The following is a 26058-nucleotide window of genomic DNA, read 5'->3' on the forward strand; positions in this document are numbered from 1 at the left end:
GGCCTCCAGTGTCCGCGGAAACAGTCTCGTCCAACGGGGCACAAGCCCAGACCGCCAAGTTCGAGTACCCCGGGGGCGAACTCGACCTCCCGATCATCGAGGCCACCGAGGGTGCCGCCGGTGTCGGGCTCGGCAAGTTCCTCGCCCAGACCGGCATGACCACGTTCGACGGCGGGTTCGTCAACACCGCGTCGACCAAGTCGGCCATCACCTACATCGACGGTGACGCGGGCATCCTGCGCTACCGCGGGTACCCGATCGACCAGCTCGCGAAGCAGTCCACGTTCATCGAGGTCAGCTACCTGCTGATCTACGGCGAGCTGCCGAGCGCGAGCGAACTCGACGAGTTCACCAACCGGATCCAGCGGCACACCCTGCTCCACGAGGACCTCAAGCGGTTCTTCGACGGGTTCCCCCGCAACGCCCACCCGATGCCGGTGCTCTCCAGCGCCGTCAACGCGCTGAGTGCCTACTACCAGGACTCGCTCGATCCGAAGGACCCCGAGCAGGTCGAGCTGTCGACGATCCGTCTGCTCGCGAAGCTGCCGACGATCGCGGCGTACGCGTACAAGAAGTCGGTCGGTCAGCCGTTCCTGTACCCGGACAACTCGCTGAGCCTCGTCGAGAACTTCCTGCGCATGACGTTCGGGTTCCCCGCCGAGCCCTACGAGGTCGACCCCGAGGTCGCCAAGGCCCTCGACATGCTGTTCATCCTCCACGCCGACCACGAGCAGAACTGCTCGACCTCGACGGTCCGTCTCGTCGGGTCGTCACAGGCCAACCTGTTCACCTCGATCTCCGGCGGCATCAACGCGCTGTGGGGCCCGCTGCACGGCGGCGCCAACCAGGCCGTCCTCGAGATGCTCGACGACATCCGCGCCGGTGGTGGCGACACCAAGGAGTTCATGAACCGGGTGAAGAACAAGGAGGCCGGGGTCAAGCTCATGGGCTTCGGACACCGGGTCTACAAGAACTACGACCCGCGCGCGGCCATCGTGAAGGAGACCGCCGACACGATCCTCAAGACCCTCGGCGTCACCGACGACCTGCTCGACATCGCCAAGGGACTCGAGGACGTCGCCCTGCACGACGACTACTTCATCGAGCGCAAGCTGTACCCGAACGTCGACTTCTACACCGGCCTCATCTACCGCGCGATGGGCTTCCCGACGCGCATGTTCACCGTGCTGTTCGCCCTCGGCCGTCTGCCGGGATGGATCGCGCACTGGCAGGAGATGAACGCCGACCCGAGCACCAAGATCGGCCGCCCGCGCCAGATCTACACCGGGTACACCGAGCGTGACTTCACCGAGATGGGACAGCGCTGATGGCCGACCAGACCAAGCCCGAGGTCGATTTCCCGGAGGGCCCGGCGCCCACCGAACTGGTGACCGAGGACCTCGTCGTCGGTGACGGTGACGAGGCCGTGCCGCACGGCATGGTCGACGTGCACTACGTCGGCGTCGAGTACGAGACCGGCGAGGAGTTCGACTCCTCGTGGGACCGTGGACAATCCGCGAATTTCCCCCTCGACCGACTCATCCCGGGCTGGCAGCAGGGCATCCCCGGCATGAAGGTCGGCGGTCGCCGCAAGCTCATCGCTCCGCCGGAGCTGGCCTACGGACCCGCGGGTGCAGGACACCGACTCTCGGGCAAGACGCTCGTGTTCGTCATCGACCTGCTGGGCGTGGGATAGCCCCACTCACGGCGTGTGTCGCCTGATCGACAGGGGCAGCACCGCCCACAGTGCGATCGCGGCCAACGCGACCGCGACACCCACCACCAGCCCTGCGGACTCGTCGACGACGACGTCGAAGATCAGCGTGACCACGCCGACCACCGCGACCCCGAGCAGGGCGAGTCCGGCGACCGCGAGCCGGTTGGCCCATCGCACCACCGAGGCGATGGCGTGTCGACGGAACAGCACGCGATGCATGGCGACGGGTGTCACGAGGAACACCGTCGCCAGCGCCGACGCGGTCAACGTCACCAGGTAGATCGTGAGATCCCGGTCGGACAGACCGGTGAACCGCGACTGGAACGGCAGCGTCAGCAGGAACCCGGTGAGCAGCTGGATCCCGGTCTGGATCACGCGCATCTCCTGCAGCAGGAACGACCAGTTGCGGTCGAGGCGCTCGATCGGGGTCTCGCCTCGGACGTTCTCGTTCCATACGTCGTCGTTCATGCACTCTCACCGTTCACCCGTTGATCTCAGCACGGCGCGGCCGCGTGACAGACTTTGACGGTGAAACAGCATCGCGGGTCGGGACTGGTCGCAGGCGTCGACGTCGGCGGCACCAACATCGAGGTCGGGTTGGTGAACGCCGATCACGAGGTGATCGACCGCGCGAAGGCGTCGACGCCGACCGAGGGACCCGACGCCGTGTTGTCGACGATCGCCGACCTCGTCGGATCGCTGAAGCACCGCCCCGCGGCGGTCGGGGTGGGCATCCCCGGTGTGGTGCACGACGGTGAGGTGCTCACCGTCCCCAATCTCGAGAACTGGCACGAGCGGGTCGCGATCGACGACGACCTCGGCGACCGTCTCGATCTGCCTGTGGCACTGGGCAACGACGTCAACGTCGGGTTGCGCGGCGAGTGGCGTGCGGGTGCGGCGCGCGATGTCACGAACGTCCTCGGTGTGTGGCTCGGTACCGGCATCGGCGGCGCGTTGATCCTCGACGGGGCCTTCTTCGAGGGATCGCGCGGCGCGGCCGGCGAGATCGGCCACGTGGTGGTGCGGGAGGGCGGCGCGCTGTGTGGCTGTGGGCGTCGCGGTTGCGTCGAGGCCTACGCGGGTCGGCGATCGATGGAGACGACCGCGCAGGCGATGGTCGACGCGGGCCGTGAGACACGCCTGTTCGAGATCCGCGACGACGTCGGCAAGACGAAGGTGACCTCGAAGGTGTGGAAGAAGGCCCTCGAGTCCGGCGACGACCTGGCGACGTCGCTGTTCGACACCGCCGTCGAGACCCTGGGCGTCGCCATCGGTTCGACGCTCAACCTGCTCGATCTCGACCTCGTGGTGATCGGTGGCGGGTTGGCCGAGAAGCTCGGCGGTGCACTGGCCGACCGGATCGCCGACGCCGCCGCCCCGTGGGTGCTGCAACCGAATCCCGATCGGGAGTTCGTGGTGTCGGCACTGGGCGACGACGCCGGCATCGTGGGCGCGGCCGACCTGGGCCGCGCGCTGCTCGCGCAGGACTGAGCGGCCAGGTCGGCGCGGCTCGGTCAGAGCCGGACGGTCAGAACCGGTCGCAGGTGGCGATCACCCGGGCGACGCCGCGGTCGATCTGCGGCCGGAAGCGGTCGACCTGGGCGGCGACGTCGGGGTTGCGGTCGAGGTAGCGCGCCACCTCGGCACGGCGCTGCGGCTCGGGCAGCACCACGATGCGCTCGAACTCGGCGCGGATCTGCGGGTTGCGCAGGTAGCCGCCGATCGCGGGGGACACCGCGGTGGCGGCGCGCTCGACCTGGCCGACGGTGCACGACGTGCCGGGGACGGCGCGATCGGCCGGTGCGGCCGACGCGGTGGCGGGCATGAGGGCGATCACGCCGACACCGGCGGCCGCGATCGCGACGCCGACGGTGCGGGAGATACGGGTGCGAGAGATGTGCTGGGCCATGGAGTCTCCTCGTGGAGTGTCACTGTGGAGGCCGCGCAGGCACCGGCGGTTCTGCAGCGTCGCGACCTGTCGTCCACCGTAGCGTGACAAATCGGACACGCCCGGCGGGTGCGCTCTGACCAGCGCGGGGGCGATCGGTCGGTCAGGCGCCGATGGTGATGACGAGTCGCGTGCCGCCGAGGTGGCTCTCGGTGAGGGTCGCGGTGCCGTGGTGCAGCGCGGCCTGCTGGGCGATCAACGCCAATCCGAGGCCTGATCCGGAGTGCTTGCTGGTGCCGCGCTCGAACCGCCGGAACAGGCGGTCGCGGTCGGCGACGGGGATGCCCCGTCCGTTGTCGTCGACGACGACGGCCGCACCGGTCGGCTCGGGGTGCGCGGCGACGACGACCTCGGTCGCCTCGCCGTGGCGGATCGCGTTGAGGACGGCATTGTCGACCGCCATCCGCAGCCCGGTCTCGACGACGGGCGCGATCACCGACGGCGCGCCGGCGAGGGTGATCGCCACCCCCGGATGTCGTGCGCTCGCCTCGGTCACCACGCGGTCGAGGAGGTCGACGATGTCGAGGGTCTCGCGGTGCCGCCCGCCGAGTTCGCCCTGGGCGAGGCTCTCCAGCGCCGCGAGGGTCTCCTGGATCCGGGCGTGGGCGCGCCGTAGGTCGCCGACGATCTCGGCCCGCGCGGCGGCGTCGGGTGCGAAGGTGTCGAGCACCTCGAGGTCGGTGCGCATCGCCGTCAGCGGGGTCCGCAGTTCGTGGGCCGAGACCGACGCGAAATCGCGCGCGGTGGCCAGCGCCTCCTGGGTGCGTGCGCGTTCGTCGTCCACCCGGTGCAGCAGGGCGTCCATGGCCTCGGCGAGGTCCTCGGCCTCCCGGGCACCGCGAACCGACTGCAGCGCAGTGCGTTCGGGGGATTCCGGGCCGGCGTCGACCCCGATGGCCGCGGTCTGTCGGGCCAGTCGACGCAGGGGACGCACGGCGAGACCGCCGAGCAGCCACGCCAACACCGCCGCCGCCACGACCGCGGCCGACGCGATGAACAGCAGTGCTCGGCGCTGGTCGTCGATGCGGTTGCCGGTGTCGCGCAACGGGATCGCCACCGACACCGTCGCCAACCCGCCCAGGACCGTCGAGTCCAGCACCGACACCGTCTTCACGCGGTAGTCGGTGCCGTTGATCGTCTCGTCGCGCACCCCCACCGACTGCGCCGGGACCGGCGGTGTCGTCGACGCGACCGAGAGGGTGCCGAGCCGGATGGTGGCGAGCGCGCCGGCGGCCACACCGGTGGCCACGGTCGTCGCGTTGGGGTTCGAGATGCTGGGCTGCATCGCCGCCGAGAGGGTGTCGACGCGGGCGTCGAGTTCGCGGTAGGCGCTGGTGTGCACCTGGGTCCAGGCGACCGCACCGACGATCGCGACGATGACCACGGTGGCCGCGGTCGCGGCCAGGGTGACGCGGGTGCGCAGCGACGGTGTGCGTGCGCGCGTCACGGCGTCGTCCGGACCACGAAACCGACACCGCGGACGGTCTGGACGATGCGCGGCTGGCCATGGGCCTCGAGCTTGCGGCGGATGTAACCGACGAACACATCGACGACGTTGGTGTCGGCGGCGAAGTCGTATCCCCACACCTGGCTGAGCAGCTGCACCCGGCTGAGGACCATGCCGGGATGCTCCATCAGCACCGCGAGCAGTTCGAACTCGCGTCGCGTCAGGTCGACGAGGTGGCCGTCGCTGTAGACCCGACGGGCACCGGGGTCGAGGTCGACGTGGGCGACGCTGCGCACCGCAGCGGTTCCGTCACGCTCCGCGCCACCTGCCGCGGCGGCGTCGGTCGCCGGGGCCGGGGCGTCGGCGGGACGGCGGCGGAGCAGCGCCTTGATCCGTGCGACCAGCTCGCCGAGGTCGAACGGTTTGGTGAGGTAGTCGTCGGCGCCGGCCTCGAGACCGGCGATGCGGTCGTCGACCGACGTCCGCGCCGACAACACGCACACCGGGATGTCGTCGCCGATCGCGCGCAGGGCCGTCACCACCCCGACACCGTCGAGTCCGGGCATGTTGATGTCGAGCACGAGCAGTGCCGGTCGGCGGACCTGCATCGCGCGCAGGGCCTCGGCGCCGCCGGTGGCGGTGTCGACGGAGAACCCGGCCAGGCGCAGCCCGCGTTGCAGCGAGTTGAGGACGTCGGCGTCGTCATCGACGACGAGGACGCTGACGTCGGTGGCGGAGGTCGACTCGTCGGGCATGGGTTCCATTGTGCCCAGCGCGCCCGGCCGGGCACGTGGTCGGCGCGCACGGTGTCGTGGTTGCATGGAGGAGATGACCGACACCGCGCTGCTCTGGTTCCGCCGCGACCTCCGTCTCGCCGACCTGCCGTCGTTGCTGGCGGCCGCCGACGCCGCCGACGAGGTGCTGGCGTGCTTCGTGCTCGACCCGACGCTCATCGCGAGTTCCGGCGAGCGTCGCCTGACGTTCCTCTACGACTCGCTCCGCGATCTCGACGAGCAGCTCGACGGCCGCCTGCTGGTGGTGCGCGGCAAGCCCGAGAACCGGATCCCGCTGATCGCGAAGGCGGTCGGCGCGAACTCGGTCCACATCTCCGAAGACCACACCCCGTACGGCGTGGCCCGCGACGAACGTGTCGAGGCGGCGCTGTCGACGGTGGGCGAGGGTGTCGAACTGCACGCCACCGGTTCGTCGTTCGCGGTGACGCCGGGCCGCGTCACGAAGTCCGACGGTGAACCGTACAAGGTGTTCACGCCGTACTTCCGTGCGTGGCGTGACCACGGCTGGCACTCGCCGGCGAAGTCCGGACCGACGTCGGCGACATGGGTCGACCCCGCCGACGTGACGTCGTCGGAGATCCACGCCCACGACATCCCCGACCTCGACGTCGACCTGTCGATCCCCGCCGGCGAGCGCGCGGCCCTCAAGCGGTGGAAGCAGTTCCGGGGCGGCACGGGCGACTACAGCGAGCACGCCGTCGGCGACTACGACGACGAGCGCGACCGTCCCGACCACGACGCGACCAGCCGGATGTCGGCGTATCTCAAGTACGGCAACATCCATCCGCGCACCATGCTGGCCGACCTCACCCGCCTCGAGTCCGACGCTGAGACGAAGACCGGCGCCACCTCGTATCTGCGCGAACTGTGCTTCCGCGACTTCTACGCCTCGGTCCTCAAGCAGTGGCCGCACAGCGCCTGGCAGAACTGGAACCGTGACTTCGACGCGATCGAGGTCGACGAGGGCACCGACGCCGACACAGCGTTCGAGGCGTGGAAGGCGGGCAAGACGGGTTTCCCGATCGTCGACGCGGGCATGCGGCAGCTGTCGGGGTCGGGGTTCATGCACAACCGCCTGCGCATGATCGTCGCCTCGTTCCTGGTGAAGGACCTGCACGTCCCGTGGCAGTGGGGCGCACGCTGGTTCCTCGACCAGCTGATCGACGGCGACCTCGCGAGCAACCAGCACGGCTGGCAGTGGACCGCGGGCTGCGGCACCGACGCCTCGCCGTACTTCCGCGTGTTCAACCCGACCACCCAGGGTCTCAAGTTCGACCCGACGGGCGACTACGTCCGCCGGTGGGTGCCCGAGCTCGCCGACATCGAGGGCAAGGCCGTCCACGAGCTGAAAGACGGTCGGCCGTCGGACTACCCCGACCCCATCGTCGACCACAAGGCCGAACGCGAAGAGGCCCTGCGCAGGTATCAGGCATTGTCGAAGAAGTGACCGACGGGCTGCTGAGTTAGGTAAGCCGAAACTTTTTCTTCGCCCGAGTTGAACTCGGTGTCGGGGTGTGTCAGATTGGTCCGATGGCCACCCCTCCCGTCGACTCGCCGACCTCCGGCGCCGAGGTCGAGCCGACGCCGACCGACGGTGCCGGCCGGCGCAGCCGTCGATTCGCCGGTGTCGCGCTGCTCGGGCCGGCGTTCGTCGCGGCCATCGCCTACGTCGACCCCGGCAACGTCGCGGCCAACGTCACCGCCGGCGCACGGTACGGCTTCCTGCTCGTCTGGGTTCTCGTCGTCGCCTGCGCGATGGCCGTGGTCATCCAGTACCAGTCGGCCAAACTCGGGATCGTCACCGGCAAGACGCTGCCCGCGCTGCTCGGTGAGCGGCTCCCTCGTCGCCGGCGTCTCGCGTTCTGGGGGCAGGCCGAGATCGTGGCCGCGGCCACCGACATCGCCGAGGTCGTCGGTGGCGCCATCGCGTTGCAGCTGCTGTTCGACCTCCCCCTGGTGGTGGGAGGCGCCATCGTCGGCGTCATCTCGATGGCGCTGTTGGGTTTTCAGTCCCGCAACCGTCAGCGCACCTTCGAGTCGATCATCGCCGGGCTGCTGCTGATCATCGTCGTCGGATTCCTGGCGGGTCTCGTCATCAACCCGCCGTCGGCGGGCAACGTGTTCAGCGGTCTCGTACCCCGTCTCCAGGGCACCGACACCGTGCTGCTGGCGACCAGCATGCTCGGCGCCACCGTGATGCCGCACGCCATCTACCTGCACTCGGCGCTCGTCGTCGACCGACACGGACCCAGCAAGACCGACGCCCGTCGTCGTCGCCTGGTCCGGGCCACACGCTGGGATGTGGTGTGCGCGTTGGTGGTCGCCGGTGCGGTGAACATCTCGCTGCTCCTGTTGGCCGCGCAGAACCTGCAGGGCAAGGACGGCACCGACACCATCGAGGGCGCGCAGCGCGCGGTCGGCGACGCCATGGGCCCGCTGATGGCCACCGTCTTCGCCGTCGGGCTGCTGGCTTCAGGGCTCGCCTCGACCTCGGTCGGGTGCTACGCCGGGGCCTCGATCATGCAGGGACTGTTGCGGATCCGGCTGCCGATGGTGGTGCGGCGGCTGGTGACGCTCATCCCGGCGCTGGTGGTGCTCGGCAGCGGCGTCGACCCGACATGGGCCCTGGTGATCAGCCAGGTGGTGCTCAGCTTCGGCATCCCGTTCGCCATCATCCCGCTGGGGCGTCTCACCCGCGACCGTGCGCTGATGGGGGAGTTCGCCGACTCACGCAGCCTGCGTGGCGTCGCCATCGCCATCGCCGTGGTGGTCGTCGCCCTCAACGTCGCCCTCATCGGCCTCACGGTCACCGGAACCGGCTGACCCTCACGGACAACGCGCGCCCACCGTTCACACGCGCGCCAAGCTCCATGCGCGGATGAACGGTGGACGCGCGTCGGCGTCGCGTCGGGTCAGGCCTTCTTGAGGTCGGGGTTCTCCGCGTACACCTCGGCCAGCACCGACATGTCGAAGATGTCGGTGGCGGAGATGGTGTGGCCGGCCTTCGCGAGCGCCTCGATGTTCTTGGCGATGAGTTCGTCGGTCATCGTCAGCAGCCCGTTGGCCTTCGTGTCGGCGGAGACGACGAGTTCGTTCTGCGCCTGAGCCTCCTTCACCTGCTCGTCGAGCTTGAGGCCCAACGACTTCCCGTACACGTTGACCGCGAGCTCGGCGGACTTCTGGGGGTCGGCGACGGCGTCGTTCCAACCCTGCACCTCCGCCTTGAGGAACTTCTTGAGCTTGTCGCGCTCGGTGTCGATGGTCTCCTGGCGCACCACGAGGGTCTCGGCGACCAGCGGCAGGTTGTAGTCGGCGAACAGGAGGGTCTCGGTCGGGAACCCCTTTGCCGCCAACGTGATCGGCTCGTTGGTGCTGTAGGCGACCCAGCCGTCGACGTCACCGGTGGTGAGCGGTGTCGGGTCGTACTGCACCGTGATCTTCTGGATGTCGCTCTCGCTGAGGTTGTTCGCGGTCAACAGCGCCTTGAAGACGTTCTCGTTCGAGGCCTGCACCCCGATCTTCTTGCCCTTCATGTCCGCGGGGGAGGAGATGGGCTTCTTCGCCGACGACATGATGCAGAACGGGTTCTTCTGATAGGTCGCGGCAACGGTTTTCAGCTTGGCGCCCTGCAGGATGACGGGCGCGGTGAGCTGTGGTGCGGTGGTGCCGATCCACACCTTGTTCGAGGTGAGGCCGGTCTCGACGCCGGTTCCCGCGCCGCCGCCGGTGATGAGTTCGGGATCGGACGGCAGGCCCGCGGCCTTGTAGTACCCCTTGTCGAGCGCGTGGTACTCGCCCGCGAACTCGATGTTCTTGATCCACGACAGCTGCATCTTGATCGCGTCGGAGCTCGACGACGACGATCCCGAACTGCACGCGGCGAGCAGCCCCGAGCCGCCGACGGCGGTCGCGGCGCCCCCGGCGATCAGCGAATAGCGCAGGAAGGAACGACGATCGAAGGTGGGACTCATGATTCTCCTCAGGTGGGTTCGGTGCCCATGCGGGCGAGCACGATGTTCTCGATCACGCCGACGACGGCGTAGAGGACGATGGAACTGACGGTGATGACCACGACCGACGCCCATAGTTCGTCGTAGGCGGCCGCGGGCAGTGCCTGTTGCAGGCTGGCGCCCAGACCCTTGTTGGTGCCGAGCCATTCGCTGACCGTCGCACCGATCATCGCGCCGGGCACCGACACCTTCGCCGCGGCGAACAGCGCGGGCACGGCCGAGGGCAGCGACGCCATCCGCATCGTCGTGAACCGGGTTCCGCCGTACGCGGTGATGACGTCGCTGATCTGCCGCGGCGCGTTGTTCAGTCCGGTCATGATCATCACCAGGGCGGGGAAGAACACGATGATGCCGCCCATCACGGCCACACACGCCGGTCCGCGACCGACGATCATGGTGATCAGCGGCGTCATCGCGACCAGCGGGACCGAGCGCAGCAACATCGCGAGCGGCATGAAGGTCTGCGCCGCCGGGCGGAACATCACGAACACCGCGGCGACCACGATGGCCGCCACCATGCCGGTGACGAACCCGATCCCGGTGTCACCGAGCGTGATCCACAGGTCGTCGAAGATCACCGACCGTTGCGACGCGGCATCGGAACCGGAGACGAGGAACTCGAACACGTCGATAGGGGTGCGCCCGATGATGGGCCCGATGTCGGGGAACGCCAGCAGGAACAGCGACCAGATCACCACGATCAGCACCAGCGATCCCACGAGCGCGCCGAGGAAGCGGGTGGTCGTGGAGAACACAGACGAGCGGGTCATCGGCCCACACCCGATCCGGACAGCACCGATTCCCCGGTGGCCCAGCGGGTCGCGAACACCGACACCACCGCGGCGATCGCGTAGCCGATACCGGCCACGGCGCCGGCGATGAGGGCGATCGCCCACACCTGCGGGATCGCGGCACTCTGCTGGGCGAGGATCATCGCCGGTCCGATGCCCTGCTCGGGCATCGACAGGAACTCGCCGAGCACCGCACCCAGCACGGCGGCCGGGGCGGCGATCTTCAACGCGCCGAGGATGTTCGGCAGGGCTGCGACGACACGCACCCGCACCAGCTGGGCGAACACTCCGCCCCCGTGCACGCGCACCAGGTCGAGCCCGGCCTGCGGAGGTGACCGCAGACCGGTCAGTGTGCCGATCATCGTCGTGAAGAACACCGAGATCGCCGCCAGGAACACGATCATCGTCTGCACCTCGGCGAACGCGACCTGGATGATCGGCGCCACCGCGATCAGCGGGGTGCAGTAGCTGATGATGGCGAGCTGCGTCGCCAGACCCTCGATCAACGGGATGACGACGACCAGCAGCGCCACCACGATCGCGAGCAGGTTGCCCCACAGGAATCCGCGCAGTGCCAGCTCGACGGTGGGTGTGACGTTGGTCGAGTAGAACTGCGAGCCCTGCTCGCCGAAGGCGTCGATCACCGCCAGCGGAGTCGGGATCGTGCCGGAGAACCACCGCGCGACACCGGCTATGGTCCACACGACGACGACCGCGATCAACCCGGCGACGCCTGCGCCCCATCGGGATCCGGCCGTACGCAGTCCACCCCAGCGCGCTCCCGGGACGGGTACGCCCTCGATCGCGGTGCTCGTGTCGATCGAACTCATGTCTGGGCCGGGGTCGCAGCGCCGAACAGCAGTCCGCTCAGGTGATCGTGGAGGGCGTGGAACTCCGGGGTGCGCATCATCTCGGGTACGCGGGGTCGCGGCAGGTCGATCGGCAACACCTCGATGACGCGTCCCGGGCGTGGGCTCATCACCGCGACCTCGTCGGAGAGGAACACCGCCTCGGCGATGCCGTGCGTGACCATCAGGGTGGTCGCAGGCTTCTCGGTCCAGATGCGCAGCAACTCGATGTTGAGGCGCTGGCGCGTCATGTCGTCGAGCGCACCGAACGGTTCGTCGAGGAGCAGCGCGGTCGGCTTGACGACGAGAGCACGGGCGATCGAGACGCGTTGACGCATACCGCCCGACAGGGTGGCGGGCTTCGCCTTCTCGAATCCGGTCAGCCCGACCAGGTCGATCAGTTCCGCGACGAGACCGTCGTCGACGGGCAGACCCGCGACCTGCAGGGGGAGCTTGATGTTGGCCGCGACACTGCGCCACGGCAGCAGGGCCGAGTCCTGGAACGCGATCCCCAGGCCGTGGTCGCGCTGCAGGTCGCGCGGCGACTTCCCGTTCATCAGCGCCGTGCCGCCGGTGGCCTGTTCGAGGCCCGCGAGGATGCGCAGCACCGTCGATTTGCCGCAGCCCGACGGGCCGAGCAGCGCGAGGAACGATCCCTCGGGCGTCTGCAAGGTCACGTCGTCGAGCGCGGTCACCGTCGACGATCGCGACCCGAACACCTTGGTGAGCCCGGAGACGTCGATACCCGTCCCAGGGGGACGGGTACCGACGGATGGGTGGGTAGCAACCATGGCGCCGACGCTAGGTGCCGGTGGTTGCTGCGCTGTTAACCCTGTGTAACGCCGACCTTCTCGGGCGCCGGTGCCGACCCCGACGACCCCTTCAGCGCGTCGGCCCACCGCACCTTCGAGCCGGTCTGCAGGATCGACCGCTGGTAGATGCGCGATGCGGCCCAGACCGCGGCGAGGCACGCGACGATCATGATCACCACGGTGCCGATCACCTGGACGGTGTCGGTCTCACCGGCGGCGATCCGCATCGGCATGAGCGACGCCGAGAACGGAGGAATCCAGCTGAGCACCTTGATGAAGGTGGAGTCGAGTGCGTTGATGCCGAAGATGCCGGCGTAGAGCACGCCCAGCGACAGGATGGTCAGCGGTGCCGCCGTCGAGCCCAGCTCCTCCTGTCGCGACACCATCGCGCCGGTCGCGGCGTAGAGCGTCGCGAAGAACAGGAAGCCGAGCAGGAACCACACGACGACCGCTGCCAGCATCGACACCGCCGCACCGGGCACGGTGAGGACGCCGGTCACCGACGCGGTGATCAACCCGGCCCCGCCGAGCACCACCAGCTGCCCGAAGACGATCGCGCCGATGCCGAGGATCTTGCCCCACAGCAGGTGCAGCGGACGGATGGTGGCGAGCAGCAGCTCCACCACACGTGAGGTCTTCTCCTCCACGACACCGGCCGACACCATGCCGCCGCCGGTCATGATCGCGAACAGCAGCAGGATCACGCCCACGTAGGCGATGGCCAGCCGTTGACCCTCGTCGGGCTTGGCGGGGTTGATCTCGGTGACGTCCAGACGGTTGCCGGCCTGCTGGGCCGCGGCAAAGGTCGCGGGGTCGATGTTGTTGCGCTCCAACGCCTGCTGCTGGGCGAGCTGGGCGATCGCGGTCCGCACGATGGTCTCCGAGGTGCCCGAGAGACCGTCCTTGGTGACGGCGGTGAACGCAGGCCCACCGGCCTGTCCTTGGGCCAGGGCCACCGACACGTCGCCCGCGTCGACCTGGGTGCGTGCCTGCGCGGCGTCGGCGAGCGGGACGATCTCGACCTTCGTGCCGGTGACCTGCCCTGCGGCGGTGATCGACTGCGACAGTGCGGTGTTGGTGCCGACGACACCGATCTTCTCGGGCTTGTCGTCACCCCCGGTGAAGATCGACGCGACGATGAGGCCGCCGATGATCACCACGAGGAGCAGTGCGTTGGTGATGAGGAACGACCGGGCACGTACGCGGGTGTTGATCTCGCGGCGCGCGATCAGCGACACCGCGCGGGTGGCGCCGAGCCGGGTGGAGGCGGGGGCGTTCTGGCCTGTGGTGCTCATGCGGATACAACCTCTCGGAACAGATCGGTCAGGTGGGGAAGGCTGGTGGCGAAGCGGTGCACCGGCCCGTGGGACATGGCCGCGGCCAGGATCTGCTGGTCGTCGGCGCCTGCGTCGAGCGTGAGGAAGCTGTCGGCGCCGCGGTAGTCGACGTCGACGACACCGGGCAGGCCGTCGGCCCACCGCGTGGAGGTGTCGGGGCCGGTGACGTGCAGGGTCACGCCGTCGCGGCCGCGGAGCTCGTCGACGGTGCCCAGTGCGCGCATGCTGCCCTTGGTGATGATGCCGACGCGGTCGCACAGCCGCTGCACCAGATCGAGCTGGTGACTCGAGAACACCACGGGCACACCCTCGGCCGCCTTCTCCTTGAGCACGTCGCTCATGACATCGACCGCGACGGGGTCGAGTCCGGAGAACGGCTCGTCGAGGACGAGCACCGACGGCTCGTGCACGAGTGCCGCGGCCAGCTGCGCGCGTTGCTGGTTGCCGAGGCTGAGGTCGCCGACGTTGTCGTCGATGCGTTCGGCGATACCGAGCCGCGCGACCCACCGTTCGACGTTGTCGCGGGCGTCGGCGGTCGACAACCCGTGCAATTCGGCGAGGAACCGGAGTTGTTCTCCCACCTTCATCTTCGGATACAGGCCGCGCTCCTCGGGCATGTACCCGATCTGCCGACGCATCTCCAGGTCGATGGGTCGGTCACCGAGCAGCACGCGACCGGAATCGGCGGCGAGCACGCCCAGGATGATGCGCATGGTGGTGGATTTGCCGGCGCCGTTGCTGCCGACGAAACCGAAGATCTCACCGGGGTGCACGGTGAAGGTCATGTCGGCCAGGGCGACGAGATCGCCGTATCTCTTGGTCAGTCCGTCGATGATGAGCGGGTGGTTCATGATCGTCCTCTCTGTCGGTGGAGCGCGGGTGGTCGGGATCGGGGTGGTGCGGCCGGTGTCACCAGGTGGCCGGTGTGGGTGGGTCGTCGTGGACGGTCGGATGCGGTTGCGTCGCAGCGGGAGTCCGCGCGGGCGGCGGACCGGTGGGGTCCGTGTGCTCGTCGACGGGGGAGGTCGCAATCTCGTCGGACCTGTCGATCTCGTCGATCTCGTCGAAGTCCTCGGGGTCGGGATCGGCCATCCACCAGGAGGTCAGCATGGTGGGTGTACAGGTCCCGATGAGTGTGGTGGTGATGAGCAGCACGCCGATGCCGTACACGTTGCGTCCGGAGACCAGCGCGAATGCGGAACCCATGACGATGAGCATCATGAACGGTATGAACGACAGCGTGAAGAGCACGAGATAGCCGATCGACCGGGCCGAGTTGCGTTGCGCCAGTTGGATCTCGTCGAGTGCCGACACCGGTGCATCGGCCACCGACCCGGTCACCGTCTTGAGCAGCACCAAGGTCGCGAGGATGCCCGACAGGGAGACCAGGTACGGGATGAAGAACAGCCACTCGTTGGTGAAGAACGCGATGACGGCGGCCACCAGCAGCAGGAGGAGGAACATCGCGAGGAGAACCACCAGCCGCCGGAACCAGCGACGGGTGCGCAGCCGCGGCCACTTGGTGGCGTTCTTGACGAGCAGCCGTTCGTACCGTCGCGCGCGCCAGTTCTCGTAGCGTCGCCAGGCCTGCGGCTGCGCGTGTTCGGGAATCGCCGAATGGGGGTCGGTCATGACTGTGCTCCGTTCCGGTGCGCGTACAACTCGGCCGACATCGCGGTGAACTCGGTGCGGCTGAAGACGGCCTCCACGGGCAGCTCGAACACGGCGCAGATCCGGAAGGCGAGATCGAGGCTGGGGTAGTTGTCACCGCGTTCGAGCGCACCCACCGACTGCACGTTGATCCCCACCAGATCGGCGAGTGCTGCACGCGTCATCCGGCGCTCGGCGCGCAGCACGCCGATGCGGTTGTAGATGGGGAGCTGTGCTCCGCGACGTACTGGGCTCACCCAACTGAGTATTAGGAAAACACAACACGATGTCAATACTTCGCAACAAAGTGCCGGAAAAGACATCAGGGGCGGGTGTGTACGACACACCCGCCCCTGACGCCGTGTGACGCCGTGACCGACCTAGGTCAGTGCGGCGATCGAGATCGCGGCGCTCACGCCGGCGCCGGCGCCGAGGCTCGCGGCGAAACTGGTTCCCCAGTCCATGGCGTCGAGATCTTCGAGCTGCTCGACGTCGAACTCCTGCAGAGCGAGCTCGGTGGTCTTGCTGGTCATGTCCTTCTCCTGTTGCCGATGGCGGGTGACACCCGCCGATGAGGTGGTGCGATGGTCGTCACGAACGCGATCGGCGCGCCCGGACGTAGAACAGTGCCGTGAAGACGAGTGCGATCACGGCGACGTCGACGACGATCATGACCGGCAACCCGATCGTCGCCCCGGACGACAGCGCGTAGGTCAGCGAGACCGCGGCACCGACGACGAGGGCGAGAACGAGAGCGACAACTGCCGGTTGTGATCCTGACGAATCCGGTTTCGACATGGCGAATCCTTTTCTCGACGGTGGGTGCAGCGCGGGATGCGCTGCACCGGGGCATCACGTCAGGATCGACACGGCCGCCGAGTAGCTGATCGCTCCGCCGACGCTGAGGCCGCCGATCGCGCTCAGGGCGTCACTCCAGCCGGGGGCGTCCAGGTCATCGAGCTGTTCGACCTCGAACTCCTGCAGAGCGAGTTCGATCGACTTCGGGTTTCCGTGCGGTGACTTCATCTCCTACCTTTCCTTCGTTATCGAACCGACTGCGGGCTGCAGTCGTCGCCCGGGATGGACGTGTGTGGCGCGGAGCGGCGCAGGCCGTACCGCGGGTTCGGGTGTCGTCGTGTCGAGGTCGCCGCAGAGGTCGGCGATGACGCGACGGTGGTGGGTCCGGATGGTCTGTGCCGCAGCGGTGATCCGCGCGGCGTGGTCGGCGGTCACGCAGGCCACCGGCTGGGCGACGCTGTAGCGGCCCCGATCGGCGACGACCGCGAGCGGTCCGAGGTCGACGGGGTCGTGGCGCGTGCGCCGCAGGTCGTCGAGGGCGACGTCTGCGTCGGCGTCGAGTGGCAGCACGAGTCGGGGGTCGTCGCGCAGACGGTCGAACCACGCGGTGACGTCGGCGGTGTAGGCGGCGTGCAGCGCGCGCGTCGCGTCGGGCGCGGTGAGCCGATCGGCGGCCGCCCGGGCGAGGCGGGCCGTGGCGAACGTCGCCAGCGGGATGTGGTGGCGCAGAAGGATCCGGCCGCGCCGCGCGGAGGTGGAGGTCAGCATGTCGACGGTGCGTCCGGCGAGGGTCGCGACACGGGCGCCCGCATCGGACATGCGCAGCAACAGATCCCAGTCCTCCACACCGGGGCCCGACTTCCACGGCCCGCACCGTGCGAGCAGATCACGGCGGTGCGCGAAGCGCGAGGGCTCGAACATGGGTCCCAGCAGCTGCATCTCGGGATGCCACACCGCGTTGCCCGCGGAGGTGGCGAACGTCGTCGCCCCGGCGGTGTCGACGTACCGGCCGCCGGTCGCCACCAGATCGGCTCCGGCGGTGACGACGTCGACCACGCGCTGCAGGTGCTCGGGGTGCCATCGGTCGTCGTGGTCGAGATAGGCGACGATCGGCCCGTCGGTGAGGTCGATGCCCGCGTTGCGGGCCGGGGAGGGGTGGCCGTGGTGATCGATACGGGCGAACAGCACGCGGTCGTCGGCGCGGGCGATCTCGGCGACCACGGCGTCGGTGTCGTCGGTGCTGCCGTCGGACACCACGACGAGCTGCCAGTCGCGAAACGTCTGGGCGCGCACCGACGCGATGGTCGGGAGGATCGCCGTCGACCGGTTGTGGGTCGGGCAGATCACCGAGACCGTCGGTGCGCCGGTCGCGGTCACCATCGTGCCCCCGGTGCGGTGTCGAGGCCGGGGAGGCCGACCGCGCCCGAGTGCAGTGCGGTGAGCGCGGAGATCACCCCGGCGGTCCCGGTCGCCAGGTCGTCGGACAACCGGAGATTCGCCGACCCCAGCACCGCGATCCCGGTGTCGAGGCGCACGGAGTAGGCACGCAGGATGTCGGTGTCGTGGAGCGGCCGCAGGCGCTCGGCGTCGGCCATACCGTGTGCGCGGGCCGCGCCCAGCACGGTCGCGGCACCCGACCACCCGTGGAACAGTCCGGCGCCGTCGGCGATGTGATGAGTCCGCACGCGCGCGAGCAACGCGCCGATGCGGTCCCGGATGGGTTGTGGCGCCAGCGGAGTCGACAGCAGGCACAGCAGGGGAAGCGCGACACCGAGGTCGGCGGCGAGCGTCGGTCGCAGGGTCCGGGCGTCGAGTCCGTCGAGATCGCGGTCGATCCACTCGACGGCGAGGTCGAGCAGTTCGGGGTCGCGGGATCGGCACGCGAGAGCGGTCGCGAACAGTGCCGCACCGCTCGCGCCCTGCATCAGCCCGTGCGCACGGGGCCCGGCGCCGGGTCCGATCTCGCGGATCCGGGCCAGGATCAGGTGGGCGCGATCACGCAGTTCGGCGGTGGGCGTGCTCCTCTCGGCGCGCAGGATCGTGAGCCCGATCCCCGCGAGGCCGCCGTAGAGCGCGCCGGTCAGCGGGGCCGTCGCGTGGTCGACGGCGAGAAGGTGTGTGGTGAGGGCCGAGGCTGCGGCGCGGCTGCGCGGATCGTCGTAGGTGTCGGTGTGGTCGAGCAGCGTCCACAGCACGCCGCCGAGTCCGTTGTAGAGCCCCCACCCGAGGTCACCGGGCGCGCGGGTGAGGACGCGCTCGACCCTCGCGACCAGCCAGTCGACGTGGTCGGTGGTGTCGACACCGGCGCGCCCCAGGGCGCCGATCACCCCGGCCGCACCGTGGGCGAGCGACAGCGGTCCCTCCGGGGTCGCGTCGGCACCGGGATCGGCGGGGAACCGGCGATCGTCGCCGGAGTCACGCGCCCGCGCGACCACACCGCGCGTTAGGCCGGCGATGTCGGTGCAGGCCGTGGCATCAGGTGCGGTGTCGGACAGTCGGCTTGGCACCGCGGTCGGACGGGTGGTGCCGAGGCGGTCGAGCACAGGGCGCAGGTCGTCGTCGCCGAGAGGGAAGCGCGCGGTGAGGACGTCGCCGATGACGTCGGCGGCGTCGGTGTTCCACGACAGCGTCGCGGGCAGTCCGGGCGCGAACATCGAGATGCTCAGGCAGCCCAGCGCGTAGCGATCGATGGCCGGGCCCACGCGGTCGGCGGGCGCGACGAATCCGATGGCGGCCTGGATCTGCACGGCGTCGGATGCGGTCGAGGCCGTCTCGAGGTCGATGATCTGCAGCCGGTCGTCGGTGTCGACGAGGAGGTTGCCCGGATGCAGGTCGCCGACGGTGATCGAGCGGGCGGCGATCCGGTCGACGAGTGATTCGACGGCCGACAGCGTCGACCGTGCCCAGGTGGTGAAATCCTCGGCGTCGCAGTGGGCCCGGCGTCGCGCGGCCACCGTCTCCACGGTCTCGCCGTCGATGTACTCGCGGATCAGGTAGTGGTGCTCGGCACCCATCCGGTGGTCGAGAACCGCGGGGACGCCGTCGATGTCGGACAGTGCGGTCAGTGCGGCGTGTTCGGCGCGCAACCGGTCGACGGCGTCGCTGCCGCCGAGATCGATCCCGGCGAGGGGACGTGCCTCCCGGATCAGCACCGGTGTCCCGGTGCGGTCGTCGGTGCCCCGGTACACGCCACCACCGTTGGAGTAGTGCAGCGCCGAGGTCACGGTGAAGGGGAGGTCACCGAGGGTGGCGCGATCGCGGTCGGCGACGGCACGCGCGACGACCTCGGGCACCGGAACCCCCTCGGGCACACGGAAGAACGGACGCCGGGAGTCGGGGACCCATCGCCCGGTGCCGTCCTGGATGAGGTGGCGCACCTGCCCGTCGACGCCACGCGCGGTCGGCGGCGCGATCCCGCCGTAGCGGACGTAGAGCGGTCCCGAGCGCCAGCGCACGTCGGTGAGGATGTAGGGCCCGTCGACACCCTCGAGCATGCCGCCGAGGTCGGTGAGCACGTCGTCGAGACGGTCGGCGGGTGGATAGATGGTCACGAACTTGCCGCTACCCGAACGCGATCCGTACTTGCCGTTGCGGCGCAACAGCACCTCGGGGGATCGGATGTACTTGAACGGGATCGCCTCGGCGAGGCAGTATTTCGCCGCGACACCGACCACCTGGGTGGCGTTGGCCGGTGTCGCCGAGACGTGGACCTTCCATCCCTGCGTCGGGAGCACCGCGTCGGGGTGGGTGACCATGGTCCAGTCGGGACCCACGCCCACCGTCCACGGAGACGGTATCGACAGTCCCTCGCCGTAGGTGTCGTGCAGGGGACGCGTCCCCGGTGGCTCGAAGAAGACCGAGTCGGGGTGGCAGTACTCGACGGGGATCATCGGGTCATCCACCGCCACAGGTCGGTCGCCCCGCCGCGCATCGACGCCGGCCAGAGGTATCGGTCGACCAGGTCGCGGCCCAGCGAGGTCCTGCCGACCTCGACACGCGCGAGGCCCGACGACGGCGCCGACGGGTCGAGCGTCGCCTCGACGACGACGGCGTAACCGGGGGTGATCAGATCGGGGGAGCGGGTCGGCAGCACCGCCGACAGCGGGAAGCGGGCCGACGCCACCCCGGCGCGGGTCTCCGCCCGGCCGACGCGATGGTGGAGCACCACCCCGTTGGTGAGGAGTGTGACCTCGCGTCCGGCGCCGATCCGGGCCAGGGTCGCGCGGTCGGTGGAGACGAGAAGTGTGGTGTCGCCGGTACGCAGGTAACTCACCGATGCGGTGCGGGTCACGTCGACGCCGCCGAGGACCCCGACCACGACGGCCGCGCCGAGCACGCCGACGACCACGGTGCGCACTAGTCCGGCGCCGTCCGCGCGGGCCCGGGCCACCGTTCGCCGGATCACGGCCACGACGATGAGCAGCAGGTAACAGGTCAGCAGCATCACGATGGTGTCGCCGACCGCGCCGGTCGCCGCGAGTGCGCCCGACCAGTTCGACACCGCGAGGTACACCAGGCCCACCGGGACGAGAGCGCAGGCCGCGCCGAACCGCGGCAGCCACGGTCGCAGCGGTGCCGCGGCGGGGGTCCCGAAGAGCACGGCACGCACCCGGTCGGCGAAGGCGGAGAGGGATTTGTCGCGGAGGTTCGGGATGTCGGTGGCGCTCATGAGCGCGATGTAGCCGTCGAGCTTCACGAACGGGACGAGGTTCACGACCACCATCACGATGCTGGTGGCCGACACCAACGCCAGCGTCGTGACGACCCCGTCGGAGGCGCCACCCTGGCGGGCGCACACACCGGCGATCGCCGTGGCCGCGAACACCACGGCCTGCACACTGCCCCCGGCGACGGCGACCACCACGCGACGTCGCCGCGAGTCCAGAGTCCAGGCGTCGGAGATGTCGCAGAAAAACGCGGGGACGAGGTAGAAGAGCATGACGCCCATGCGGTTCACGCGCCCGCCGTACCGGCTCAGCGCCCACGCGTGCATGTACTCGTGCACCGCGGTCGCGACCAGCGACACGGCGATCACGGTCGCGAGGACGCCGAGGTCGATCTTCGTGGCCAGGGCATCGATCGTCGTCGGGACCAGCGTCGCGAAACATCCCAGTGCCACCACGGCGACCACCGCGGCGGCGAGGGCGACGAGTCGACGGGGTGCCGTGCCCATCTCTCGGGTCGACGGGCCGGGCAGGATCCGGTGGACCGCGGTGCCGATCAGCGAGATCTGCACGGTCAGCGGCGGGATGAACCGGACGCGGCTCTGGCGGGTCGGGGGGCTCGCACCGTCCTCGTCGGTGAGGACCTGCATGGTCTCGAGCACGCCCAGTCCGCCCAAAACCCGGTCGCGGTCCCACCGGTCACCGAGCGTCGCGCACAGGTCGTCGACCCCACGGGTGCCGTCGAGTGCGCGGGCGAGTTCGGCGAGGTCCGCGCCCACCCGGAAGTAGCGGTCGGTCCCAGCGCTGATGACCCACCGGATCGGCTGGGAGTCGGGCATCTCGCGCATGCGGACGTTGTCGGCGAGCTCGGGTGCGCGCAGACGTTCGTCGACCATCGCCATCACGACACCGCCCCGACGGCGAGGTCGACCGTGCGTGCCGACGGACTGTCGTCCGGCGCGGCGTCGGCGACGATGTCGGTCAGTTCGCTCCGGGAGAACCCGCCCAGGGCGGGTTGTCCACGCCCCCAACGCCGATCGCATGCCGCGGCCACCGCCTCGGCCTGCGAGGTGGTCATGGGGTCGAGAGGCGCCACACCCCACCGCTCGAGCAGGACTCGCAGACCGTCGGCCGGTGCGTGCGGCAGACCCGGACTCGCGTCGCGCACCCGATCCCACACGAGGCGCAGGCGCTGTGGCGATCCGAGGCGGAGGTCACCGGCCTGCAGACGCGCCCACAGTGCGGCGGTCACCCCACCGAACGCCGACACCTTCGTCGCACCGGTCGCCGTCGACAGCTCGTTGGCGATGTACCACCCCTTCGCGGCGAAGGGATCGCGGCCGACGCGGTGGAACTCCGGTGCCTGGCTCCACGAGCTCGCCTTCGCCAGGGCCAGACGCACATCACCCGGCACCGGCCCGTCGGCGGCCGCGGCGCGGTCGGCGTGTTCCACGGTGTGCGCCAACAACTCCAGTGACAGCCGGTCCTCGAGCCCGTCGGCCCACGCGGCCGCGTCGCCGGTGAGCACCCCGGCGAGGCGGAGGAACGCCTCGGCCGCGCCGTAGGTGACGAGGTGGTGCGGGAGGTCGCGGGTGGCGCGCTCGTCGAGGACCGCCGCATCGGGGGCCAGTCCACCGCCCACGAGGAGGCGCTTGTGGCCGTCGAGCGACAGGCACGCCCGCGGGCTGCGTTCGGCGCCGGTGCCCAGGGTGGTCGGGATCGCGATGTGCCGCGGCCGGTTCGGGGCGTCGTCACCGAGGTGGATGAGTCCGGCTCGACCGCACCGCGCGAGGTGGTCGCCGAGGCCGGGGACGGCGCCGAGGTGCAGGCCGATCTTCACCAGGTCGAGGGTGGAGCCGCCGCCGAGCGTCAGCACCTGCGCGGCCCGGCTCAGCGTCTCGGCGGCACTGCGCACGGCGTCGAGATCGACGATCGGTGGGGTCGTGACGATCTCGTGATCGATCGCGCACCACGCCAGCATCGAGGTCAGCTCGCCCAGGGCCGCGGATCCCACGAGCGCCGGGTCGACGGCCACGATCGCCCGGGCGCCCGGGTGCGGTGATGTGGCCGGATCACCGAGCAGCGTCTGCAACGACGCCAGACCGTGCAGGACCGGCGTGGTGGTCAGCATGGCGCACCGACCGAGACGGGCTCGTGATCGTCGGCGAGCACGCCGGTGAGACCGGTGGAGATCGCGGCGAACAGCTCGTCGAGTTCGGCCTCGGAGTAGACCAGCGCCGGCAGCAACTGCACGCCCGAGGGACCGGGATGGACCACCGCGCCCGCGTCACGGATCCGCGCGACGAGCTCGGGCACCCGTGCGTTGTCGAGGGGTTCGCCGTGCGGGGCGAAGGCGAGCGCGTGCATCGCACCGATCCCGCTGTGGTGCACCGGGACCGGGGAGTCGGCGACGAACGACTCGATGCGGGCGGTGATCGCCGCGGCGAGAGCAGGTGTGCGCCCCGCGATGTCGAGGCGGTCGATCTCGGCCAGGGTGGCGCTGATGGCCGCGCAGGTGATCGGGGTGCCGGCCTGGGTCTCACCGTGGACGAACAGGGCCCCGGTCTCGGCGAACACGGTGTCGATCCGTTCGCCGACGAGGACCGCGGCGCCCGCGCAGGTGCCGTTGGTGAGGGCCTTGGAGGTGATGAGCACATCGGGTGCGCTGCTCCACGCATCGCTGGCGAATCGTCGGCCCGTACGCCAGAACCCCGTGGCCACCTCGTCGGCCACCAGCAGGAACCCGTACTGCTCGCGCAGGTCGAGCAGGGTGTCGACGAACTCGTCGTCGAGCACCACCGCGCCGGTGCCCAGAACCGGCTCGACGACGACTGCGGCGACCCGGTTGCCGAACCGACGCATCGCGTCGGTGATCGCCTGGGGGTCGTTGGGCGGGACGTGGCGGATGGTGCGGGTGTCCACGCCGTAGGTCGCCTGGCCCAGATCCTCACCGGTGAGGGCGAATCCACCGAATGTGAGTCCGTGGAAGCTCCCGTCGAGGGAGACGAAGAGATCCCGGTTACGGGCGGGGGACACCGCGTGGAACTGGCGGGCGAGCTTCATCGCGAGGTCGTTCGCGGCGCCACCCGACGTCGAGAACATCACCCGCGGGTATCGGCCGCCGGCGTAGGCGACGAGGTCGTCGGCCGCCCGCCGGGCATAGGCGTTCTCATGGCGGAACACCGACAGGTACGAGGCGTCGCGGGCGGCATGGGAGATCGCCTCGGCGATCACCTCGTTGCCGTACCCGAGGTTGACGTTCCACAGACCGCTGGTGCCGCACAACTTCCACCCCGAGTCGAACTCGATGCGCGTGCCGTGGGCGGACAGCGTTCGGATGGCCGTCTCGCCGTGACGGGTGTGGTCGATCAGGGCCGGCCACAGCGCATCCCTCGACGCGGTCATCGCAGCGCCGCCTCGAGGAGCACGTACCGGTGTCGGGTCCCCGCGGTGTCGCGGATCGCGCGCTCGCGGCGCACCTCGAACCCGCTCGATCGCAGCTCGTCGATCAGTGTCGCCACCGGTACCACCCCGACCCGCGAGAGGTGGACCTCGGTGTCGTCAAGGGGTTCGCCCGTGGCGGGGTCGATCTCGACGACCGCGAGGTGGCGGGCGTCGGCGTGGGCGGGCCACAGTTCGTGCATGCGGTAGGTGGTCCCGCTGCTGCCGGTGACCGTCGAGATGTCGAGGTCGTCGCCCTCGCCGTGACCGTCGGCCGAGTCGACGGTGGAGATCAGCAGGATTCCGTCGTCGGTGAGCGCGCGGGCGATCCCGGTGAACATCTCCGCTCGCTGCTCCGGTGTCAGCAACGACGCCGAGGTGGTCGCGATGACGACCGAGTCGAACGTGCCGGGGGCACAGTCGATGCGGACCATGTCGGCACATCGGAGGTCGCAGGACCCCGCCGACGACCCCAGCGCGGCGATGCGGTCGGCGAGGATCGCGAGCATGTCCGCCGCGAGGTCCACGGCGGTCACCGTGTGGTGGGCGCGCAGCAGGGGGATGGTGATGCGTCCGCTGCCCGCGGCCAGTTCGAGCACCGGGCCGGGCCGCTTGCGCAGGGCGCTGAGGATCTCGTAGATCTCGGCGGTGTTGGAGAACCCGATGTCGTCGTAGAGCGCCGCGCCGCGGGGGTCGCCGTAGAGGTCGACGAACCGCGCGCGATCGCCGAACAGCTCCCGCAGTGCGGCGGGGACCTGCGACGGCGCCACGGACCTGTCGTCGGCGATGTCGGTGCTCACGCGACCACCGCCTCGGAGCGGGTGCGTACGGAGATGCCCTGCGACGCCAGGGCGTCGAGCAGTCGGCGCAGGGATTCCCCGGTGTCGGTCGTGTCCGCGACGTCGTCGGCGGCGAGCAGGGGTTCGAGGAGGGTTCCGGCCTCGAGTGAACAGGTGACGAGGGCGCCGCCCTGGGCGACGAACGCCTTCTCGCGGCTGAAGGCGAGGATCGGCCGGTGTGCGTCGGACACGTCGACACCTGTGGGCGCGACACGGCTGTCCAATCGGGCGCCGAAGCCCGAGACCCGCACCCCCTCATGGCCGTTGGCCCCGATCCGGCGTACCGCGCGGATGGCGCGCAGGTACCGCGGCAGCCACGGACGCCGCGACCACTCGTCGTCCCCGATGGCCGACGCGAGCATCGGGACGGTCGACTCCGCGGTCGAGGGGGTGAACGGGGAGACCGAGAGGCGACCGTCGGGGTGGACGCACAGACGTGTGGCGGGGCCGTCGATCTCTCCGGAGTCGGCGATCTCCACCGCGGGATGGATCGTGAACGGCGCGAACACGCCGGTGTCGTGGGCGGCGTCGGCGTCGGCGAGGAACGCCTCGACATCGTCGTCGGAATCGAGCCGCACGAGGGTGGTCCCGAGAATGGAGACATACGGGCTCGAGGCGTAGTCCTGGATCCGTACGGCGATCGGTTCGACCTGGGCCGATGCCGTGTCGCCGTGGACCTCGAGGTACAGATCGTCGAAAGCGCCGATGTCGCCGTCGATCCCGACGACCGGCGATCGGTCGAACGCGGACGCGACGGTGTCGACGTGATCGGCGGGGGTGAACACCGTCGCAGGGACGCCGTCGATCGCCGCGCGCGCGACGGCGACACCCTCGGGGTCGGCCACATAGAGCTGCACCCCGGGTCGACCGGATGTGCCCGAGGCCGTGTCACCGACCAGCAGTGTCCTGGTCGCGGCGGCGATGTCGAACGGTGACGCGGTCATCCGGTGCTCCTTCGATCC

At 69.8% G+C, this 26058-nt stretch carries 27 protein-coding genes; 5 read left to right on the forward strand and 22 right to left on the reverse strand.

Features of this window, described 5'->3' with window-relative positions; genetic code table 11:
- The first annotated feature begins 8 nt into the window (after window positions 1-8).
- Complete coding sequence (locus ASG12_RS07175) at window positions 9-1328, forward strand: citrate synthase (protein ID WP_082501702.1); 1320 nt, start codon at window positions 9-11, stop codon at window positions 1326-1328.
- Window positions 1328-1696 (forward strand): FKBP-type peptidyl-prolyl cis-trans isomerase, encoded by a 369-nt coding sequence (locus ASG12_RS07180; protein ID WP_055786844.1) that lies wholly within the window; start codon window positions 1328-1330, stop codon window positions 1694-1696. The genes ASG12_RS07175 and ASG12_RS07180 overlap by 1 nt, the downstream gene beginning before the upstream one ends.
- 6 nt (window positions 1697-1702) lie before the next feature.
- Here ASG12_RS07180 and ASG12_RS07185 read toward each other — a convergent pair whose 3' ends face one another.
- Window positions 1703-2185 (reverse strand): DUF6328 family protein, encoded by a 483-nt coding sequence (locus tag ASG12_RS07185; protein WP_055786847.1) that lies wholly within the window; start codon window positions 2183-2185, stop codon window positions 1703-1705.
- Window positions 2186-2245: 60 nt separating this feature from the next.
- Between ASG12_RS07185 and ASG12_RS07190 the strand changes: the two genes are divergently transcribed.
- The gene (locus ASG12_RS07190) at window positions 2246-3208 is read left to right on the forward strand and encodes an ROK family protein (protein WP_055786849.1); all 963 of its coding nucleotides are present in this window, start codon (window positions 2246-2248) and stop codon (window positions 3206-3208) included.
- Between the two features lie 37 nt (window positions 3209-3245).
- Here ASG12_RS07190 and ASG12_RS07195 read toward each other — a convergent pair whose 3' ends face one another.
- The 3 genes from ASG12_RS07195 to ASG12_RS07205 all read right to left on the reverse strand — a co-directional run bounded on the left by ASG12_RS07195 (window position 3246) and on the right by ASG12_RS07205 (window position 5867).
- Window positions 3246-3626 carry a hemophore-related protein gene (locus ASG12_RS07195; protein ID WP_055786852.1) on the reverse strand — a complete coding sequence of 127 codons (381 nt, stop codon included), beginning with the start codon at window positions 3624-3626 and terminating at the stop codon, window positions 3246-3248.
- Window positions 3627-3768: 142 nt separating this feature from the next.
- On the reverse strand, window positions 3769-5112 hold the full coding sequence (locus ASG12_RS07200) for a sensor histidine kinase (RefSeq protein ID WP_055786855.1): 1344 nt from the start codon (window positions 5110-5112) through the stop codon (window positions 3769-3771).
- Entirely contained in the window at window positions 5109-5867 is a 759-nt protein-coding gene (locus tag ASG12_RS07205) for a response regulator transcription factor (RefSeq protein WP_055787886.1), read from the reverse strand. Before ASG12_RS07205 ends, ASG12_RS07200 begins: the two co-directional genes overlap by 4 nt.
- Window positions 5868-5940: 73 nt before the next feature.
- On the opposite strand from ASG12_RS07205, the gene ASG12_RS07210 reads away from it, so the two are divergent.
- Window positions 5941-7353: a cryptochrome/photolyase family protein gene (locus ASG12_RS07210; protein WP_055787888.1), complete on the forward strand. Its 1413-nt coding sequence runs from the start codon at window positions 5941-5943 to the stop codon at window positions 7351-7353.
- A gap of 83 nt (window positions 7354-7436) precedes the next feature.
- A complete protein-coding gene (locus ASG12_RS07215; RefSeq protein WP_055786858.1) occupies window positions 7437-8729 on the forward strand; it encodes an Nramp family divalent metal transporter in 1293 nt (430 codons plus the stop codon).
- An 89-nt stretch (window positions 8730-8818) separates the two neighbouring features.
- Here the strand turns inward: ASG12_RS07215 and ASG12_RS07220 are convergent, their stop codons facing one another.
- The 18 genes from ASG12_RS07220 to ASG12_RS21885 all read right to left on the reverse strand — a co-directional run bounded on the left by ASG12_RS07220 (window position 8819) and on the right by ASG12_RS21885 (window position 26040).
- Entirely contained in the window at window positions 8819-9877 is a 1059-nt protein-coding gene (locus ASG12_RS07220; protein WP_055786861.1) for an ABC transporter substrate-binding protein, read from the reverse strand.
- Between the two features lie 8 nt (window positions 9878-9885).
- Window positions 9886-10686, reverse strand: a complete 801-nt coding sequence (locus tag ASG12_RS07225) for an ABC transporter permease (RefSeq protein WP_055786864.1) — start codon at window positions 10684-10686, stop codon at window positions 9886-9888.
- Window positions 10683-11537, reverse strand: coding sequence for an ABC transporter permease (locus tag ASG12_RS07230; RefSeq protein ID WP_443089076.1), 855 nt, complete (start codon window positions 11535-11537; stop codon window positions 10683-10685). Before ASG12_RS07230 ends, ASG12_RS07225 begins: the two co-directional genes overlap by 4 nt.
- Window positions 11534-12346, reverse strand: coding sequence for an ABC transporter ATP-binding protein (locus ASG12_RS07235; RefSeq protein ID WP_055786867.1), 813 nt, complete (start codon window positions 12344-12346; stop codon window positions 11534-11536). The genes ASG12_RS07230 and ASG12_RS07235 overlap by 4 nt, the downstream gene beginning before the upstream one ends.
- A gap of 35 nt (window positions 12347-12381) precedes the next feature.
- Entirely contained in the window at window positions 12382-13662 is a 1281-nt protein-coding gene (locus ASG12_RS07240; protein ID WP_055786869.1) for an ABC transporter permease, read from the reverse strand.
- A complete protein-coding gene (locus ASG12_RS07245; protein WP_055786871.1) occupies window positions 13659-14555 on the reverse strand; it encodes an ABC transporter ATP-binding protein in 897 nt (298 codons plus the stop codon). Before ASG12_RS07245 ends, ASG12_RS07240 begins: the two co-directional genes overlap by 4 nt.
- A 58-nt stretch (window positions 14556-14613) precedes the next feature.
- Entirely contained in the window at window positions 14614-15336 is a 723-nt protein-coding gene (locus ASG12_RS07250; RefSeq protein WP_200932732.1) for a hypothetical protein, read from the reverse strand.
- Window positions 15333-15611, reverse strand: a complete 279-nt coding sequence (locus ASG12_RS07255; protein WP_055786874.1) for a helix-turn-helix transcriptional regulator — start codon at window positions 15609-15611, stop codon at window positions 15333-15335. The genes ASG12_RS07250 and ASG12_RS07255 overlap by 4 nt, the downstream gene beginning before the upstream one ends.
- Before the next feature lie 123 nt (window positions 15612-15734).
- Window positions 15735-15887 carry a hypothetical protein gene (locus tag ASG12_RS21580; RefSeq protein WP_156377953.1) on the reverse strand — a complete coding sequence of 51 codons (153 nt, stop codon included), beginning with the start codon at window positions 15885-15887 and terminating at the stop codon, window positions 15735-15737.
- A 58-nt stretch (window positions 15888-15945) separates the two neighbouring features.
- Entirely contained in the window at window positions 15946-16152 is a 207-nt protein-coding gene (locus ASG12_RS07260; RefSeq protein ID WP_055786878.1) for a hypothetical protein, read from the reverse strand.
- 54 nt (window positions 16153-16206) lie between these two features.
- Entirely contained in the window at window positions 16207-16380 is a 174-nt protein-coding gene (locus ASG12_RS21955) for a hypothetical protein (RefSeq protein WP_200932733.1), read from the reverse strand.
- 3 nt (window positions 16381-16383) lie between these two features.
- Window positions 16384-17532 (reverse strand): glycosyltransferase family 2 protein, encoded by a 1149-nt coding sequence (locus tag ASG12_RS07265; protein ID WP_055786881.1) that lies wholly within the window; start codon window positions 17530-17532, stop codon window positions 16384-16386.
- The gene (lanKC, locus tag ASG12_RS07270) at window positions 17526-20042 is read right to left on the reverse strand and encodes a class III lanthionine synthetase LanKC (RefSeq protein ID WP_156377954.1); all 2517 of its coding nucleotides are present in this window, start codon (window positions 20040-20042) and stop codon (window positions 17526-17528) included. The genes ASG12_RS07265 and lanKC overlap by 7 nt, the downstream gene beginning before the upstream one ends.
- Window positions 20039-21718: a daptide biosynthesis intramembrane metalloprotease gene (gene mpaP / locus ASG12_RS07275; RefSeq protein ID WP_055786887.1), complete on the reverse strand. Its 1680-nt coding sequence runs from the start codon at window positions 21716-21718 to the stop codon at window positions 20039-20041. The genes lanKC and mpaP overlap by 4 nt, the downstream gene beginning before the upstream one ends.
- Window positions 21718-22947, reverse strand: coding sequence for a daptide-type RiPP biosynthesis dehydogenase (gene mpaC / locus ASG12_RS07280; RefSeq protein WP_055786890.1), 1230 nt, complete (start codon window positions 22945-22947; stop codon window positions 21718-21720). Before mpaC ends, mpaP begins: the two co-directional genes overlap by 1 nt.
- Window positions 22941-24221, reverse strand: a complete 1281-nt coding sequence (mpaD, locus tag ASG12_RS07285) for a daptide-type RiPP biosynthesis aminotransferase (RefSeq protein ID WP_055786893.1) — start codon at window positions 24219-24221, stop codon at window positions 22941-22943. Before mpaD ends, mpaC begins: the two co-directional genes overlap by 7 nt.
- Window positions 24218-25057, reverse strand: coding sequence for a daptide-type RiPP biosynthesis methyltransferase (gene mpaM / locus ASG12_RS07290; protein ID WP_055786896.1), 840 nt, complete (start codon window positions 25055-25057; stop codon window positions 24218-24220). Before mpaM ends, mpaD begins: the two co-directional genes overlap by 4 nt.
- Window positions 25054-26040 (reverse strand): hypothetical protein, encoded by a 987-nt coding sequence (locus ASG12_RS21885; RefSeq protein ID WP_055786899.1) that lies wholly within the window; start codon window positions 26038-26040, stop codon window positions 25054-25056. The genes mpaM and ASG12_RS21885 overlap by 4 nt, the downstream gene beginning before the upstream one ends.
- Window positions 26041-26058: the final 18 nt, after the last annotated feature.

The sequence above is a fragment of the Williamsia sp. Leaf354 genome (assembly GCF_001424365.1).
GTDB lineage: Bacteria > Actinomycetota > Actinomycetes > Mycobacteriales > Mycobacteriaceae > Williamsia_A.